Annotated in this window: 17 protein-coding genes; 9 read left to right on the forward strand and 8 right to left on the reverse strand. The window is 71.7% G+C overall.

The annotated features are described in order from the left end of the window. Nucleotides 1-80: 80 nt before the first annotated feature. Entirely contained in the window at nucleotides 81-734 is a 654-nt protein-coding gene (locus Cus16_RS10385) for a hypothetical protein (RefSeq protein ID WP_069712731.1), read from the reverse strand. Nucleotides 735-899: 165 nt separating this feature from the next. On the opposite strand from Cus16_RS10385, the gene Cus16_RS17025 reads away from it, so the two are divergent. The 3 genes from Cus16_RS17025 (at nucleotide 900) to Cus16_RS10400 (ending at nucleotide 3,479) form a co-directional block, all read left to right on the forward strand. Further along, nucleotides 900-1,346 (forward strand): MarR family winged helix-turn-helix transcriptional regulator, encoded by a 447-nt coding sequence (locus Cus16_RS17025; protein WP_069712601.1) that lies wholly within the window; start codon nucleotides 900-902, stop codon nucleotides 1,344-1,346. Nucleotides 1,347-1,498: 152 nt separating this feature from the next. Next, nucleotides 1,499-2,428: an NADP-dependent oxidoreductase gene (locus tag Cus16_RS10395; protein ID WP_069712602.1), complete on the forward strand. Its 930-nt coding sequence runs from the start codon at nucleotides 1,499-1,501 to the stop codon at nucleotides 2,426-2,428. 67 nt (nucleotides 2,429-2,495) lie between these two features. Beyond that, nucleotides 2,496-3,479 carry a TerC family protein gene (locus Cus16_RS10400; protein ID WP_069712603.1) on the forward strand — a complete coding sequence of 328 codons (984 nt, stop codon included), beginning with the start codon at nucleotides 2,496-2,498 and terminating at the stop codon, nucleotides 3,477-3,479. Here Cus16_RS10400 and Cus16_RS10405 read toward each other — a convergent pair. Then, nucleotides 3,466-4,074 carry a TetR/AcrR family transcriptional regulator gene (locus Cus16_RS10405; RefSeq protein ID WP_069712604.1) on the reverse strand — a complete coding sequence of 203 codons (609 nt, stop codon included), beginning with the start codon at nucleotides 4,072-4,074 and terminating at the stop codon, nucleotides 3,466-3,468. The two genes, Cus16_RS10400 and Cus16_RS10405, sit on opposite strands and share 14 nt — an antisense overlap. Before the next feature lie 61 nt (nucleotides 4,075-4,135). Between Cus16_RS10405 and Cus16_RS10410 the strand changes: the two genes are divergently transcribed. Next, nucleotides 4,136-4,789, forward strand: a complete 654-nt coding sequence (locus Cus16_RS10410; protein ID WP_069712605.1) for an NAD(P)-dependent oxidoreductase — start codon at nucleotides 4,136-4,138, stop codon at nucleotides 4,787-4,789. Between the two features lie 32 nt (nucleotides 4,790-4,821). Here the strand turns inward: Cus16_RS10410 and Cus16_RS10415 are convergent, their stop codons facing one another. The 3 genes from Cus16_RS10415 to Cus16_RS10425 all read right to left on the reverse strand — a co-directional run bounded on the left by Cus16_RS10415 (nucleotide 4,822) and on the right by Cus16_RS10425 (nucleotide 6,431). Continuing rightward, nucleotides 4,822-5,235 (reverse strand): hypothetical protein, encoded by a 414-nt coding sequence (locus Cus16_RS10415; protein WP_069712606.1) that lies wholly within the window; start codon nucleotides 5,233-5,235, stop codon nucleotides 4,822-4,824. 37 nt (nucleotides 5,236-5,272) lie between these two features. Next, complete coding sequence (locus tag Cus16_RS10420) at nucleotides 5,273-5,635, reverse strand: hypothetical protein (RefSeq protein ID WP_069712607.1); 363 nt, start codon at nucleotides 5,633-5,635, stop codon at nucleotides 5,273-5,275. A gap of 88 nt (nucleotides 5,636-5,723) precedes the next feature. Continuing rightward, nucleotides 5,724-6,431, reverse strand: coding sequence for a hypothetical protein (locus Cus16_RS10425; protein WP_141718936.1), 708 nt, complete (start codon nucleotides 6,429-6,431; stop codon nucleotides 5,724-5,726). 205 nt (nucleotides 6,432-6,636) lie between these two features. On the opposite strand from Cus16_RS10425, the gene Cus16_RS10430 reads away from it, so the two are divergent. From Cus16_RS10430 to Cus16_RS16350, 3 genes are all read left to right on the forward strand, one after another. Beyond that, on the forward strand, nucleotides 6,637-6,906 hold the full coding sequence (locus Cus16_RS10430) for a GlsB/YeaQ/YmgE family stress response membrane protein (protein WP_069712609.1): 270 nt from the start codon (nucleotides 6,637-6,639) through the stop codon (nucleotides 6,904-6,906). Nucleotides 6,907-7,124: 218 nt separating this feature from the next. Then, nucleotides 7,125-8,093: an AraC family transcriptional regulator gene (locus Cus16_RS10435; protein WP_069712610.1), complete on the forward strand. Its 969-nt coding sequence runs from the start codon at nucleotides 7,125-7,127 to the stop codon at nucleotides 8,091-8,093. Between the two features lie 651 nt (nucleotides 8,094-8,744). After that, nucleotides 8,745-8,933 (forward strand): hypothetical protein, encoded by a 189-nt coding sequence (locus Cus16_RS16350; RefSeq protein WP_141718937.1) that lies wholly within the window; start codon nucleotides 8,745-8,747, stop codon nucleotides 8,931-8,933. A gap of 97 nt (nucleotides 8,934-9,030) precedes the next feature. On the opposite strand, the gene Cus16_RS10445 is transcribed toward Cus16_RS16350, so the two are convergent. After that, entirely contained in the window at nucleotides 9,031-9,813 is a 783-nt protein-coding gene (locus tag Cus16_RS10445; RefSeq protein WP_069712612.1) for a helix-turn-helix transcriptional regulator, read from the reverse strand. Nucleotides 9,814-9,892: 79 nt separating this feature from the next. Between Cus16_RS10445 and Cus16_RS10450 the strand changes: the two genes are divergently transcribed. Next, on the forward strand, nucleotides 9,893-10,969 hold the full coding sequence (locus tag Cus16_RS10450; RefSeq protein ID WP_069712613.1) for a zinc-binding dehydrogenase: 1,077 nt from the start codon (nucleotides 9,893-9,895) through the stop codon (nucleotides 10,967-10,969). 75 nt (nucleotides 10,970-11,044) lie between these two features. Here Cus16_RS10450 and Cus16_RS10455 read toward each other — a convergent pair whose 3' ends face one another. Continuing rightward, on the reverse strand, nucleotides 11,045-11,578 hold the full coding sequence (locus Cus16_RS10455) for a MarR family winged helix-turn-helix transcriptional regulator (RefSeq protein WP_083263883.1): 534 nt from the start codon (nucleotides 11,576-11,578) through the stop codon (nucleotides 11,045-11,047). 104 nt (nucleotides 11,579-11,682) lie between these two features. Between Cus16_RS10455 and Cus16_RS10460 the strand changes: the two genes are divergently transcribed. After that, complete coding sequence (locus tag Cus16_RS10460; protein ID WP_069712615.1) at nucleotides 11,683-12,546, forward strand: alpha/beta fold hydrolase; 864 nt, start codon at nucleotides 11,683-11,685, stop codon at nucleotides 12,544-12,546. Between the two features lie 22 nt (nucleotides 12,547-12,568). Here the strand turns inward: Cus16_RS10460 and Cus16_RS10465 are convergent, their stop codons facing one another. After that, the gene (locus tag Cus16_RS10465; RefSeq protein WP_069712616.1) at nucleotides 12,569-13,708 is read right to left on the reverse strand and encodes a hypothetical protein; all 1,140 of its coding nucleotides are present in this window, start codon (nucleotides 13,706-13,708) and stop codon (nucleotides 12,569-12,571) included. Nucleotides 13,709-13,719 lie beyond the last annotated feature (11 nt).

Raw genomic sequence — 13,719 nt, forward strand, 5'->3', positions numbered from 1 at the left:
AGGCGGGGGTGGTGCGGGGGTGGTGCTCGCGCACCGGCGGATCGGGATCAGGGGCGACCCGCCGGTGCGCCGTCCGGTGATCAGGCCGTGAAGGTCCAGGTCATCGGGACCGAGGCCGCGAGGCCCTGGTAGGTGTTGCCGGCGGACGGGTCGAGGGTCACCGCGAAGTTGAACGGGACGCTCGCACCGGCGGCCGGAGCCGCGGGCATCGTGAAGGCCGTGGCCGCCGCGCCCTTGAAGCTGGCGAGGGTGCCGCTGAAGACGGTGGTCGAGCCCGAGGTGATGACGAGGTTCATCTTGGCGCAGAGGTCGGTCGCGGTGCCGTTCTGGGCGCCGTTGTTCGACTGCGTGCAGGTGGCGCCCGGGGTCAGCGTGAAGGTCGCGGCGTTCGCGGTGCCCGTGTTCTTGATCGAGATCGCGGTGTTGACGGTGTTGCCCGGCGTCATCGTCGTGCTGCCACCGAACTTGTTGATCGTCGAGCAGGTCGCGGCGTTGGTCGAGACCGAGCCGCCGTCGGTGCTGAGGCAGGTGACGGTCGCGCCGGCGTTCTGCTCCTGCATGACGAGGGTGCCGGTGGCGGCCGAGTTGGCGTTGTTCGTGATGCTCGCGGCGAACCCCGACAGCGTGCCGGTGAGGGAGAGCGAGAGCAGGACGGCCGCGAAGATGCCGGCGAGGAGCGCCACGGGGGCGAAACGGATCCGCTTCAGCGCGGAGGTGCGGAGCTTGGTGGACACGGTGTACCTCATCGTTCGGTGGTTTGTCGGAAGCGTGGGGAGCAAGTCGTTCGGGCCGACTTGCTTCAATGATCAAGATAGTTACTCGTTCACCAAGTTGACCACTCGTATACTCACCCCAGAGCGGGGGACGCCCCGTGTCCCCCCTCCGACGGAAGCAGACCAGTGACCCAGATCGACGACGCCGACCTGATGACCGCGTTCGCCGCCGTGGTGCGGGCGAACGCGAGCCTGGTCGGGCAGTTGAGCGCGCGTGCCGGCATCCACGAGAACGCCCTCCGCGCCCTCGTGCTGATCAGCGACACGGGGTACTCGACCCCCACCGAGGTCGCGGGGTACCTCGGGCTCACGTCAGGCGCGGTGACGAACATGGTCGACCGCATCAGCACCGCCGGCCTGGTCGAACGGGCACCCAACCCCGACGATCGCCGCGGCTCCCTGCTGCGCCTCCTGCCCGCGGGCGAGGCCGTGGTCGAGGACTACCGGACCCGGTACGGCACCATGCTCCGCGCCGTCGACGGCTCGCACGACGGTGCGTTGCACGAGGTCCTCAACGCGCTGGCGACGAGCCTCTACGAACAGGCGGCCGACGCGCTCGGCGAGCGCGGGTAGACGGCGACCAGCAGGACGGCCTGGAGGCGCGTGGCGGAGTCCGCCACGCGCCTCCAGGCCGTCCTGCACCTCCTTGTTGCTTCGAACTCGAAGCAGGTGTAGCGTCTCCCCCAGATGCTTCGAACTCGAAGCACACGACGGAGGAGCACATCATGAAGGCAGTCCGGTTCCACGAGGTCGGCGGACCCGAGGTCCTGCGCACCGAGGACGTCGAGCGTCCCGAGCCCGGCGCGGGCGAGGTCCGGGTGCGGGTCGCCGCATCGGCGTACAACGCGGCCGACGGCGGCATGCGCGGCGGCTTCCTGCCGATCCCCGTCGTCCTCCCCCACGTTCCCGGCTACGACGTCTCCGGCACGGTCGACGCGGTCGGCGAGGGCGTCACGGACCTCGCGGTGGGCGACCCGGTGGTCGGGTTCCTGCCGATGGAGCACGACGGTGGCGCGGCCGAGTACGTCGTCGCCCCGTCCGGCGCACTCGTCGCCGCCCCGACGAGCATCCCGCTCGTCGACGCCGCTGCGCTGCCCTCGGTGGCCCTCACGGCGTGGCAGGCCCTGGTCGACGACGGCCACCTGACCGCCGGACAGCGCCTGCTCGTGGTCGGCGCCGGCGGCGTCGTCGGGAAGTACGCGGTCCAGCTCGCGAAGCGGCTCGGCGCGCACGTCGTCGCGACCGCGAGCCCGCGCAGCGCCGAGGCGGTGCAGGCGGCCGGGGCGGACCAGGTCGTCGACCACACCACCACCGACCTGCACGACGCCGTCGACGAGCGGGTCGACGTGCTCCTCAACCTCGCGCCGATCGACCCCGAGGCGTTCCGTGCCCTCGTGTCGCTCGTCCGCGACGGCGGCGCGGTCGTCAGCACGACGGCCTTCATGGCGACGCCCGGCGACGAGGACCGTGCCGTCCGTGCTGCCACCGTCTTCGTGCGACCGGACCGCGAACGCCTCACGGAGCTCGTGTCCCTGGTCGACTCCGGCGCGCTGCGGGTCGAGGTCACGCGGCGCATCACGCTCGACGAGCTGCCGGCACTGCACGCCGAGGCCGAGGCGGGACGCATCTCGGGGAAGGTCGTCGTGACGGTCTGACCGCGCGTCGTGGCCGACGGGGTCCAGCGGTGCACCGCTGGACCCCCGCATGCCCCAGACTGGAACGATGCCCCAGCTCCCCGTCGTCTTCGAGGTCGGCTCCATCATCGCGCTGGTCGCGATCCTGCTCGTCGACCTGCTCATCGTCGCCCGGCGGCCGCACGTGCCGTCGCTGCGGGAGTCCGGGGCGTGGGTCGGCGTCTACGTCGGACTGGCGCTCGTGTTCGCCGTCCTCATGCTCGTGTTCGCGGGCGGGGACGCCGCCGGGCAGTTCGTCGCCGGCTGGCTGACCGAGTACAGCCTGAGCATCGACAACCTGTTCGTCTTCGTCATCATCATGGCGCGATTCTCGGTGCCGAAGCAGATCCAGCAGGAGGTGCTGATGCTCGGCATCATCATCGCGCTGGTCCTGCGGGGCATCTTCATCCTGGTGGGCGCTCAGCTCATCGAGGACTTCTCGTGGATCTTCTACCTGTTCGGCGCCTGGCTCATCTGGACCGCGATCCAGCAGCTGCGCGAGGACGACGACGCGGAGCAGCAGGACAGTGCGCTCGTGCGACTGCTCCGCCGGCGGGTCCGGATCACGGACGACTTCGACGGCATGAAGTTCCGGGTGACGCACGACGGGGCGAAGCACTTCACGCCGCTGCTCATCGTGCTCATCGCAATCGGCACGACCGACCTGCTGTTCGCCCTCGACTCGATCCCGGCGATCTTCGGCATCACCGAGAGCGCGTTCATCGTCTTCACCGCGAACGTCTTCGCGCTCATGGGGCTCCGGCAGCTGTACTTCCTGCTCGGCGGGCTGCTCGAGCGCCTGGTCTACCTCAAGTACGGGATCGCGCTCATCCTGGCGTTCATCGGCGTGAAGCTCGTGCTGCACGCCCTGCACGAGAACGAGCTGCCGTTCCTGAACGGCGGCGAGGGCTTCGCCTGGGCACCGGAGATCCCGACGTGGGTGTCCCTCGTGGTGATCCTCGTCGCCATGGCGGGTGCGACCGGGGCCAGCCTGGTGCGGATGCGGCGCGACGGGGAGCTCAGCCGGCGCTGATCGCGCGGACGGCGAGCGCGGAGCCGAGCATCATCTCCATCGCCTCGCCGACCAGGCGGTCGCCGTCGCCGCGGGCGATGCGCCGCGAGGACACCAGCGACGCGATCCCCTGCACGGTGGCCGCGAACAGCATCCCGAAGGCATTCCGGGCACCTTCATCGAGGTCGTCAGAGCGTGGACCCATCGCGCTGTCGAGCACCGTGAACAGCTCCGCTGCCGCCTCGGCGATCCGGGGTGGACCGCCACCCGCCTGCGCCTTGGCCTGGAACATCAGGTCCATCAGCGCGGCGTCGTCGATGGCGAAGGCGACGTAGGCCCCGGCCACGCGGAGGAAGCGTGCGCGCACGTCGCCGCCCGGCTCCCCGAGCGCCGCGCGCACGTCGGCCGTGAGCCGCTGGAAGCCGGCCTCGGCCAGGGCGTCGAGCAGGGCCTGCCGATCGACGAAGTGGCTCCGGGGTGCGCCGTGGCTGACCCCGGCCCGCCGCGCGAGGTCGCGCAGGGAGAGTCCGTCGACGCCGGACTCGCGCAGCACCGCCGTCGCCTCGTCGAGCAGCACCGTGCGGAGGTTCCCGTGGTGGAACGGTCGCTCGGCCATGCGGTCATCCTACCGACATCTAGTCATTGACTACTTTCTTGTCAGTGCCTAGATTGAACGCATGACCACGACACAGACCCTGCTGGTGTTCGGCGCGACCGGCCAGACCGGCCAGCACTTCACCCGACTCGCGCTCGAGGCCGGCCACCGCGTGCGCGCCGTCGCCCGGACGCCCGCCAAGCTCACGGCCCGGCACGACGCCCTCGAGGTCGTCCAGGGGAGCATCGACGCGGACCTCGACCTCGACGCACTGCTCGAAGGCGTCGACGGCGTCGTGCTCATGATCGGCGACCGGGTGGCGCAGCAGGAGCGGCTCGTGAACACCGAGTTCGTCCGCCGACTCGTCCCCGCCATGCGCCGTTCCGGCACGCGCCGGCTGCTCTACCAGGCCGGTGGCCTGAGCGCCGCGCCGGGCAAGCGGCTCATGCCGGTGCTCCGTCTCGTCCGCTCGACGATCGCGCGGTCCTTCGACGGGCAGCACCGGGACAACGAGGCCGTGATGCGGTACCTCGACACCGAGGCCCGTGACCTCGCGTGGGTGGCGCACCGCGCGGGCATCGGGTCCGACGGGCCCTCGAAGGGCGTGCTCCGGCGGTCGGCGACGTGGATCAGCATCGGGACGTTCGTCGACTGCGCGGCGTACAACCTGCGGCTGCTGTTCGACGACGGCGCGGTGCACTCGTGCGACGGGAGTGCCTACCGGCGGGGCCGGTGAGCCGCGGGGCGGTGGACGGGGGGCTCCCCCGTCTACCGCTCCCCGCGGAAGTACCGGTTCGCTGCGGGGGTGAACATCAGGACCGCCGCCACGATCGTGACGATGCCGACCCCGATGCCGAAGAACCCGACGAAGCCGACGTACACGCCGCCGATCGACACCCCGAAGACCGAGACCACCGTCAGCACGACGAGCACGATCCGCGCCCAGCGGCGCCCTCGCCGCATCAGGAACACGATCACGATCTGCACGATCGCGATCACGGCGTTCACGGTGGCGACCACCGCCGTCTCGTACCCCGCCTGACGGTCACCGCCGACGGTCGGCTCGAGTGCGCCGATCCAGGCGATGCCCACGCCGATGAGCGGCCAGAGCGCCGTCAGCAGGTACAGCCAGAAGGAGATCCACACCGCACCGGGCGCCCCGGTCCGTCCGTTCCTCGTCATGCGCCGAGCCTAGGAGCGGAGGACGGTCGGTGTCCGGTCAGCGGGGCTCGTCGACCAGGGCGACGAACCGGCTGCCGACGCCGTAGACCGCACGGCGCTCGGTGCCCGCGGCCGGGCGGGGTGCCTCGTCGAGGTCGTGGTGGTCGCAGACCAGGACCGTCCAGTCCGGCCACCACTTCTTCGGCCGCTCGGCCTCGGAGAACCCGCACACCGCGCACTCGAGGTCGGCCCACACCCGCTTCGCGCCCGTGCGGTTCGCCCGCGACTGCACGAGCCACGCGGGCGGGTCCTGCTCGATCCGCTCGAGCTCGGCCTCGCTGACGTGCGACGGGATCCCGTGGCGGGCCGCCATCTCGAGGGGGATGTCGAGCCGTACGGCGGCGTCACGTCGGGAGAGCATCCGCCCAGGGTAGGTCGTCACGCACGCCCGTGCCGACCACGACGGCGGACCAGGCGGGTGGATCGGGCCGGCGGATCGGGCCGGCAGATCAGGCCGGCGGTGCGGGCCGGTCCCCCGGCAGCTCCACGGCGGAGCCGCCCACCGCACGCCGACGCTGCGGCGGAGCCGACGGCCGGGGTACCTCCGGCATCGCGAGGGCACGGCGACGAGCGGCCTCCGCCCGTCCGGCACCCGACACCGCCGCGATGAACGTCGCCGACTGCAGCACGGCGAACACGGGCGGGACCAGCAGCAGCGTCAACCGGTCGGTGGTCGCGGCTCCGGCGACGAGGAGTCCCAGCCACCCGAGCACCCACGCGACGGGCAGCCAGACGAACCGCTCGGCGAGGACCGTCGACGGACCGATCGACCGCTCCGCGCGGGCGAGGACCTCGTCCCGGTCCTCGAGCGCCATCGCCGGCGGCCGAGCCGCGAACTGCCGGTCGATGCGCTCCTGCCGGCGCCAGTCCCCCGTCAGCCCCTCGGGCGGCACGGGACCCATCGCGGCCACCCGCACGAACGGCGCGACGAGGCACCCCGCGGCGCCGGCGAGGAGGACCACGGCGATCAGGTCACGGATGCCGGACCCGGTCGACAGCGACCCCCAGACCACGTCCACGACCACGAGGAACGCACCGACGACCACGGCCGTCGCGCCGCACACCACCGTCCGCCTTCGCAGCCTCCCCGCGTCGACGAAGTCCGCACGCCGCGAGCGCACCACGCGCCATCCGTGCAGGAAGCCACCGTCACCCATGGACCGATCTTGTCCCCCGACCCCGAACATGCGCACGGCCCGAGTGGTACAAGTAGTTAGTCGAACTAGTCAGCGGTCGAGACGAGGACGCCGATCCGGCGTCACTCCCGACTGCGGCTCCCGGGCAACACCGGCGGGCTGCGTCCCCCACACGGCACTCCGGTGCCCGACCGTCCACAACGACCAACACTGCAAAGGACTTCCCATGAGCTTCCTCGGCTTCATCCTCCTCGGCCTCATCGCCGGCGCCATCGCCAAGCTGATCCTCCCCGGCCGTCAGGGCGGCGGCTGGCTCGCCACCCTCGTGCTCGGCGTGATCGGCGCCCTCATCGGCGGCTGGATCGGCGGCGCGGTCTTCAACGTCGGCTACGACGGCTTCTTCAGCATCCAGTCCTGGATCATCGCGATCCTCGGCGCGCTCGTCGTCCTCGTCATCTGGGGCTTCATCACCGGTCGTCGCGGCAGCCGCGCCTGACGCGACAGCACGACGGACGGGAGGCGCGGTGCCAGCTGGCACCGCGCCTCTCGTCCGTCGTGTGGTGACCAGGAACGGGACGCCGTCAGGACGGCGCCTCCCAGAGCTCGATCGGCAGACCCTCCGAACGGTCATGGCGGCACGCTACCCCCGGGAACGGCGTGCCGGCGAGCGCACTCGCAGGTCCGTCCGGAGCAGGACGTGGGAGCATCGGTCACGTGAGTCCCGTCCAGACCGACGTCCGCCAGGTCGTCGAGTCGTCCGGGAACGACCTCGACGCGGCGCGCGCACTGTTCGAGTCCGCCTACGACGCCTCCGGGTTCCTGCCCGAACGCTCCGACCGGGCGTTCGGCTACCGGTTCCGCTCGGTCGGCGACGCTTCGCTGACGCTCGACGCCAAGCGGTTCGACGCGCGCATGGTCGGCGAGGTCGACGCGACCAGCCACTACTTCGTCAGCTGGGTGAGCGACGGTGGCGGGGTCATGGACACCGGACGTGACGAGGTCGCCCTCGTCCCCGGTCGCCCGGTGGTGTTCCCGAGCGCCCGCCCGTTCGGCTTCGACCTGGCCGACGTCCGGCAGAACGTGGTGCAGTTCGACCGCCGGCTGCTCGAGCGGGTGGCGGCGGAGATGTACGGGACCGAACCGGCGCCGCTCCTCTTCGACCACGCCGCCGTCCCGCGGCCGGCTGCGGTCCGGGCGTGGAACGCCGAGCTCCGGGCGACCGCGCAGGTCGTGCTCGGTCCGGTGCCGCTGACACCGCTCGCCATGGCCGAGGCGACCCGGCAGACCGCGACGGTGATGCTCCGCACGTTCCCGCACGTCACGGTCGTCCCGGCCGTGCCGGACGTCCCCGGCGCGCGCGGCCGGGTGCAGGAGGCCATCGAGTACATGCACGCGAACGCGGAGTCGCCGATCACCACCACCGACGTCGCGCAGCACGTGGGGCTCAGCATCCGCGGCCTGCAGCAGGGGTTCCAGCGGCAGGTGCAGGCGTCGCCGAACTCGGTGCTCCGCGGGATCCGCTTCGACCGGGTGCGCGCCGAGCTCCGGTACCACGCGGTCGGCGAGGCCACCGTCTCCGAGGTCGCCCAGCGCTGGGGCTTCGCGCACGCCGGGCGCTTCTCGGCGGCGTACGCGGAGCGGTTCGGGGAGCTGCCGAGCGAGACGCTGCGGCGGCGGGGGTAGTCGGTCTGCGGCGGTCGGGAGGCCCTTCCGGCGGCTCGCCACGTGCCTCCCGGCTGCGACGCTCCCGGTACCCGCAGTGTGGTCATCCTCGGCGTACACCCTCCATACTGAAACTTCAGTACTGGTTGACGAATCTGAGGGGTCCTGGTGAAGCTGCGCGCCCTCACCGCTGCGCAGGGGGTCTCCTCCGCGGGGGACGCGATCACGACCGTCACGCTGCTGTTGGCCCTCCAGGAGCGGGGCGCATCGGCGTTCGTCGTCTCGGCGCTCGTCCTCGCCGAGTTGCTGCCCTCGGTCGTCCTGGGGCCCGTCCTCGCTCCACTGCTGGACCGGATGGACGTCTCACGGATCGTCTCGGCAGCACTCGCTGCGAGCACTCATCGCCATCGGGATCGCCTTCGTCCCGTCGGAGGGAGGACTGCTCCTGCTGGTCGCTGCAGCGGCGGCGGTCTCGGCGGTCGACTCCCCCGCGATGGCACTCCTGGTCCCGACCGCGGTCCCCACAGGACGTGCGGTCGCCGTCGGGTACGCCCGATCCGACACCTGTCGCACGATCGGAACGCTCGTCGGACCGGCCGTCGCCGGGTTCCTGGTCGCGGCCGTCGGCACGCACGCGACCCTCCTCGTCGACGCCGGTACGTTCGGTCGATCGTGCACCGACGAGCCCCGCGGGCCGTGCAGGGCCGGGCCTTCGCAGCGATGATCGGCACCAACAACGCCGCGACGATGGCCGGCACTGCGGTCGGCGGTCCGGCGGTCGCCCTCCTGGGCGGTGGCGGGACGCTGCTCGCGACGCTCGTCGGGACCGGGTGGCTCCTCCGCCGCGAGCAGACGTCGTGAGGGACGGACCGATGACCATGTGGGTCGCGCCGTGGACGCGGGCAGGAGACGGACGGGAGGCTCCTGCCGCGGCCCCGCCACGCGCCTCCAGTGGGGCTCAGAGCCGACGGTAGGTCGTCATGGTCTGGTCCGGCCGGTCAGCGACGTCGAACGAGGTGTACGCGAGGCGTTGCACCTGCCCGTCGGCCTGCCTGACGCGCTTGATGCCGGCCCCCGGTGTGCCGACGTCGTACCGCGGCCACCACCGGTCGGCCTCCGGGCTGGCCCCGCGGAGATCGGCCTCGAGTTCCCGCCAGACCGCGACGCCCGGATGCCGCCCGGCTCGGGCCCGGAGCCGTGCGAGGAGCCCCTGGGCCACGTCGGTCCAGTCCGGCAGGACGTCGCGTGCACCGGGAGCCAGGAACACCCACCGGACCAGGTTGGGGTGCTCGCCGTGGTCGAGTGCGCCGCGGAACAGCTCGGCCGCCGCCGTGTTCCACGCCAGCAGGTCGAAGGTTCCCCCGGTCACGTAGGTCGGGGCGGGGTCGAGGAGGTCGACGACCCGGGCGACCTCCGGATCGAGGACTTCGTCGGGGCTCGTCGGTACGGGCTCGTCGACGGCGATGGCGAAGAGGTGTGTCCGCTCCGCTCCGGCGAGTCCGAGGGCGCGCGCGATCGCGTCGAGGACCTGACGGGAGGGGCGGACGTCCCGGCCCTGCTCGAGGAAGGTGTACCAGGTGGCGCTGATCCCGGCGAGCATCGCGAGCTCCTCGCGGCGGAGGCCCGGGGTGCGACGGCGGGACGATCCCGGCAGCCCGACGTCGACCGGGCTCACCCGTTCCCTTCGCGCCCGCAGGAACGCCCCGAGTTCCCGACGCTGCTGCTCGGTGACGTCGCTCACGCCGTCCCTCCCTGGTGGTCCGGGTACCAGTATGCGGCGGCTCTGGATGGTCGCTCGCTGCCTGCGGAGACTCGGGGGCATGCAGGCATGGACACTCGACGGATCCGGTTCGACACTCAGCGTCGAGGAGGTGCCGGACCCGCGCGTCCGCAGCGGCGGCGTGGTGCTGCGCATGCTCGCGGTGCAGGTCCCCGCCTACACGCGGGTGCTCGTCGAGGGGGGCCGCGGCGGCATCGCGACCCCGACCGTGCTCGGCATCGGCGGCATCGGGATCGTCGAGGAGGTCGCTGACGACGTCACGACCGTCCGGCCCGGCGAGACGGCGCTGTGCACCGGGTTCCTGCGGAGCGGTCGGGTCGCCGAGCCGGAGGAGGTCCTCCTCGGGTGGACGGGGATCGGCGGCCGCGGGGCGACGACGGCGACCACGGACCGGATGCGCCGAGTCTGGCGGACCGGCACCTTCGCGGAGCGCACCGTGATGCCCGGATCGGCCGTGCTCGCGCTCCCCGGCGCCGAGACGTACGGCGACCCGACAAAGCTCGCGTTCCTGCCCTGGTTGAGCGTCGCGGACGGGGCGGTCGAGCGCAGCGGGATGACGGCCGGGGACCGCGTCGTCGTCCTCGGTGCCAGTGGACAGATGGGCGGCGCAGCCGTCCTCCTGGCGCTCGCCCGGGGCGCGGCGCAGGTCGTCGCGGTGGGACGGGACGCCGGGAGCCTCGACCGCCTCCAGGCACTCGACGGACGCGTCCGAGCCGTCCGCTCCGTGGGCGCGCGCGACGCCGACGCGGCAGCGATCGGCGCGGCAGCCGGCGGCGACGCCGACGTCGTGATCGACGCCCTCGGACCGACCCCGACCCCGGACCTCACCATGGCCGGGTTCGACAGCGTCCGGACCGACGGCACGATGGTCCTCCTCGGCGGCGTCCGCCAGGCGCTCCCGATCCCCTACGACCAGCTCATGCGCCGACGGATCACCCTGCGTGGCTCGTGGATGTGCTCCGAGGAGACCGCGTACCGGGTCTGGCGTCAGGTGCAGGCGGGCGTCATCGACCTCGGCGCCCTCGAGGTGACCACCGTCGGCATCGAGGACCCGGCCGCAGCGCTCGCCCAGGCCGAGCAGATCCGGGGACTGTCCGTCCTGGTGCTGACGCCCTGAACCCGGAGAACAGGTCGCACCGCGAGGCTGCTCGTCCCGATGGACGATCGGCTGTCGGGACACCGCAGCGGCCAGCTACCGCTTCCGACCATCACTCGTCGCGGCTGGGCCCTGGTGCTCGGCTGAGACCTGGTGCGCGGCTGCGTCGGAGGCGGCCGCATCCAGCGCGAGGACGACCTCCGTCGCGATGGCGAGGTCAGCCGGTGAGAAGTCGCCGAGTGCTCGGCGGAGGGCATCGGACAACGGCGCGTAGAACGCCGCGGCGGCCTGGTGGACCGACTCGGTGGATCGGAGACGCACGACACGGCGATCATCGTGGTCGTGGCTCCGCACCACGTGACCCGCGGTCTCCAGGCGCCGGAGCAGTGTCGAGGTCGCACCGGTCGTGAGCCCGACTCGCGCTGCGAGCCGCGCGGGCGTCAGCGTTCCACCGTGCCGTTCAGCGGTCAGGATCTCGACGACCGCGGCGGCATCGGTCGGGTGCATGCCGTGGCTGCGCGCGAACATCCGCCCGAGCTCTGAGTCCCGAGCGCCGAACGAGCGCACTGCGTCGACCAGTGCCGCGCGCTGCTCGTCCGTCGCCGCCCCACTGCCACCTCGATCGTCCATGGGCGCAAAGATAGCAATGGCGGAGTAGCTTCATGGCGTAACCACTTCATAATGTGAGTAGTGAGGGTGCCATGCGGCCGTCGGACATCAGCAGGCGAAGCGTCGTGTCCCGCGACGGCACGACGATCGGCTACCTGCGACAGGGGGTCGGGCCGGCGGTCGTGCTCGTCCAGGGCGCCATGGCCGATGTGCACGCCTACCGGAGCCTCGCCAGCGAACTGGCTGCGTCCTTCACCGTCATCAGTGCCGAGCGTCGCGGTCGCGGACTCAGCCCTCGCGGGTACACCCCAGACCATGACATCGCTCGGGACGTCGAGGACCTCGACGCGATCATGGCCGCCACCGGCGCGACGACGCTGTTCGGTCTGAGCTCGGGGGGCGTGATCGTGCTCGAAGCAGCACGGACGCTGCCACGCGTCGAGCGGATCGCGATCTTCGAACCACCCTTCTACGAGAACGGCATCGACCGCGCCCGTCTCGAGCAGCTCTTCGCCGACATCGACCACCGCCGCTCCGGCGCCGCACTCATCGGCGCGCTCCTCACGGCCGGCACAGCCCCCGGAGCGATCGCACACCTTCCCCGTCGGCTCGCTCGCGTCCTCGGCCTGGCCGTACTCACCTCCCAGGCATGGGCGCCCGGCCCCGCCTCGTCGCTCCGCCAGCTCCTCCCCGGCGTTCGGTACGACTTCCACGACGTCGCTCAGGTCGAGCACCGGATCGACCAGTACGGCACCGTGACGCAGCCGACCCTGCTCCTCAGCGGCACGAAGAGCCCCCGGTTCCTGCGCGACGCGGTCGCCCGTCTCGGCCGGATCCTGCCGGACGCGAAGCGCGTCGAGCTCGCTGGCCTGGGTCACGACGGCCCCTGGAACACGGGCGCCCCGCGTTCGGTCGCCACCGAGCTCACGTCCTTCTTCTCCCCGACCCGCACGATCGACGACTCCCCGACCCCGTACCGTCGCCAGTAGCCCGCACGTCGGATGCTTCTCGTCAGCACAGGAGGTCGTCAGGCCGCAAGGCCGCTGTTACCTTCTGCTCATGAACATCGGGCACGGCGACGCACCGCTCCGCTTGACCCCGGCTGTACGGATTGCAGCGGTGCTCGCCGCCGGGTACGGCTTCGCACTCGTCGCCCTGGCAGTCGTGCTCGCCACGGACTGGGCTCTCCACCGGGGGAACGTCGGCCACCTGCACAGCCTCGCTGCGTACCGCGGTGTCGCGTACTCCATCGTGGCGTGTGCCGCCGGAGCTGCTCTGCTGATGACCGGCAGCGTCCGAGCATGGCGCGGCTCGAGAGGGCTTGCTGCGCTCATCCCCCTCGGACTCATCGTCGCCATCGGTTGTGTCGGCGAACTCATCGACATCTCGACCGGTCAGAGCGTGAACTCGAACATCACCGGTGCGGCGATCATCTGCGCAGCTGCCCTCCCGGCGGTGCTGTTGATCCTGCCCCGGAAGGACGCTGCAACCTAGCGATCTGCCGTCGGGCCAGGTCCCGCGGCGCGACGCTCCGTCCCGCACACGGGCCCCGCACTCGCGCGGACCGCACCGGCGTGTCGGATCCTCCGGTTCGATCGGAACGGGCCGCGTGAAGTAAACCCACGGGAACGTCCCGCCCGGAACATCCGTCCACCCCTCCTTCAGCAGGCGAGTGGACTTCCGGCTCCCCTGGAGCACCCGCACGTGCTCCCACGGGCGGGTGTCCTGCACGAGCTCGTGGGACTGCAGCCCGACACGGATCGCGTGCCAGCCTTCGGCGCCGAGCTTCGCGAGCTTGCCCATCTCGTCGAACGCGGTCACCGGGTAGAGCGTCCGAACTGCCGGCACCGCGTCGACCGCGGGCGGCGCAACACCGGTCAGCGGAGATCCGTACATCTGCTGCGCGGCTTGCCGAGACGAACCGAGGATCTCCCCGATGGCTGCCCAGGAAGCCCCGTTCCGCCGTGCCCCGTCGACGGCCGCCTGGGTGACCTCACGGAGCAGCGAGCGCATCGTCAGGCACAGTTCAACCGCTCTCAGCGACTGCTCGCGGAATGCCTCCGGACCGAGACCAGGATCGTCGTCGTCCAGCTCGGGGAGGGCGCGGGCGATCAGCTCCCTCAGTTGTGCGGTGATGGCGGAGTCGGTCATGTTTCTCAGCG

The sequence above is a fragment of the Curtobacterium sp. ER1/6 genome (assembly GCF_001742745.1).
In the GTDB taxonomy this organism is placed as follows: domain Bacteria; phylum Actinomycetota; class Actinomycetes; order Actinomycetales; family Microbacteriaceae; genus Curtobacterium; species Curtobacterium citri.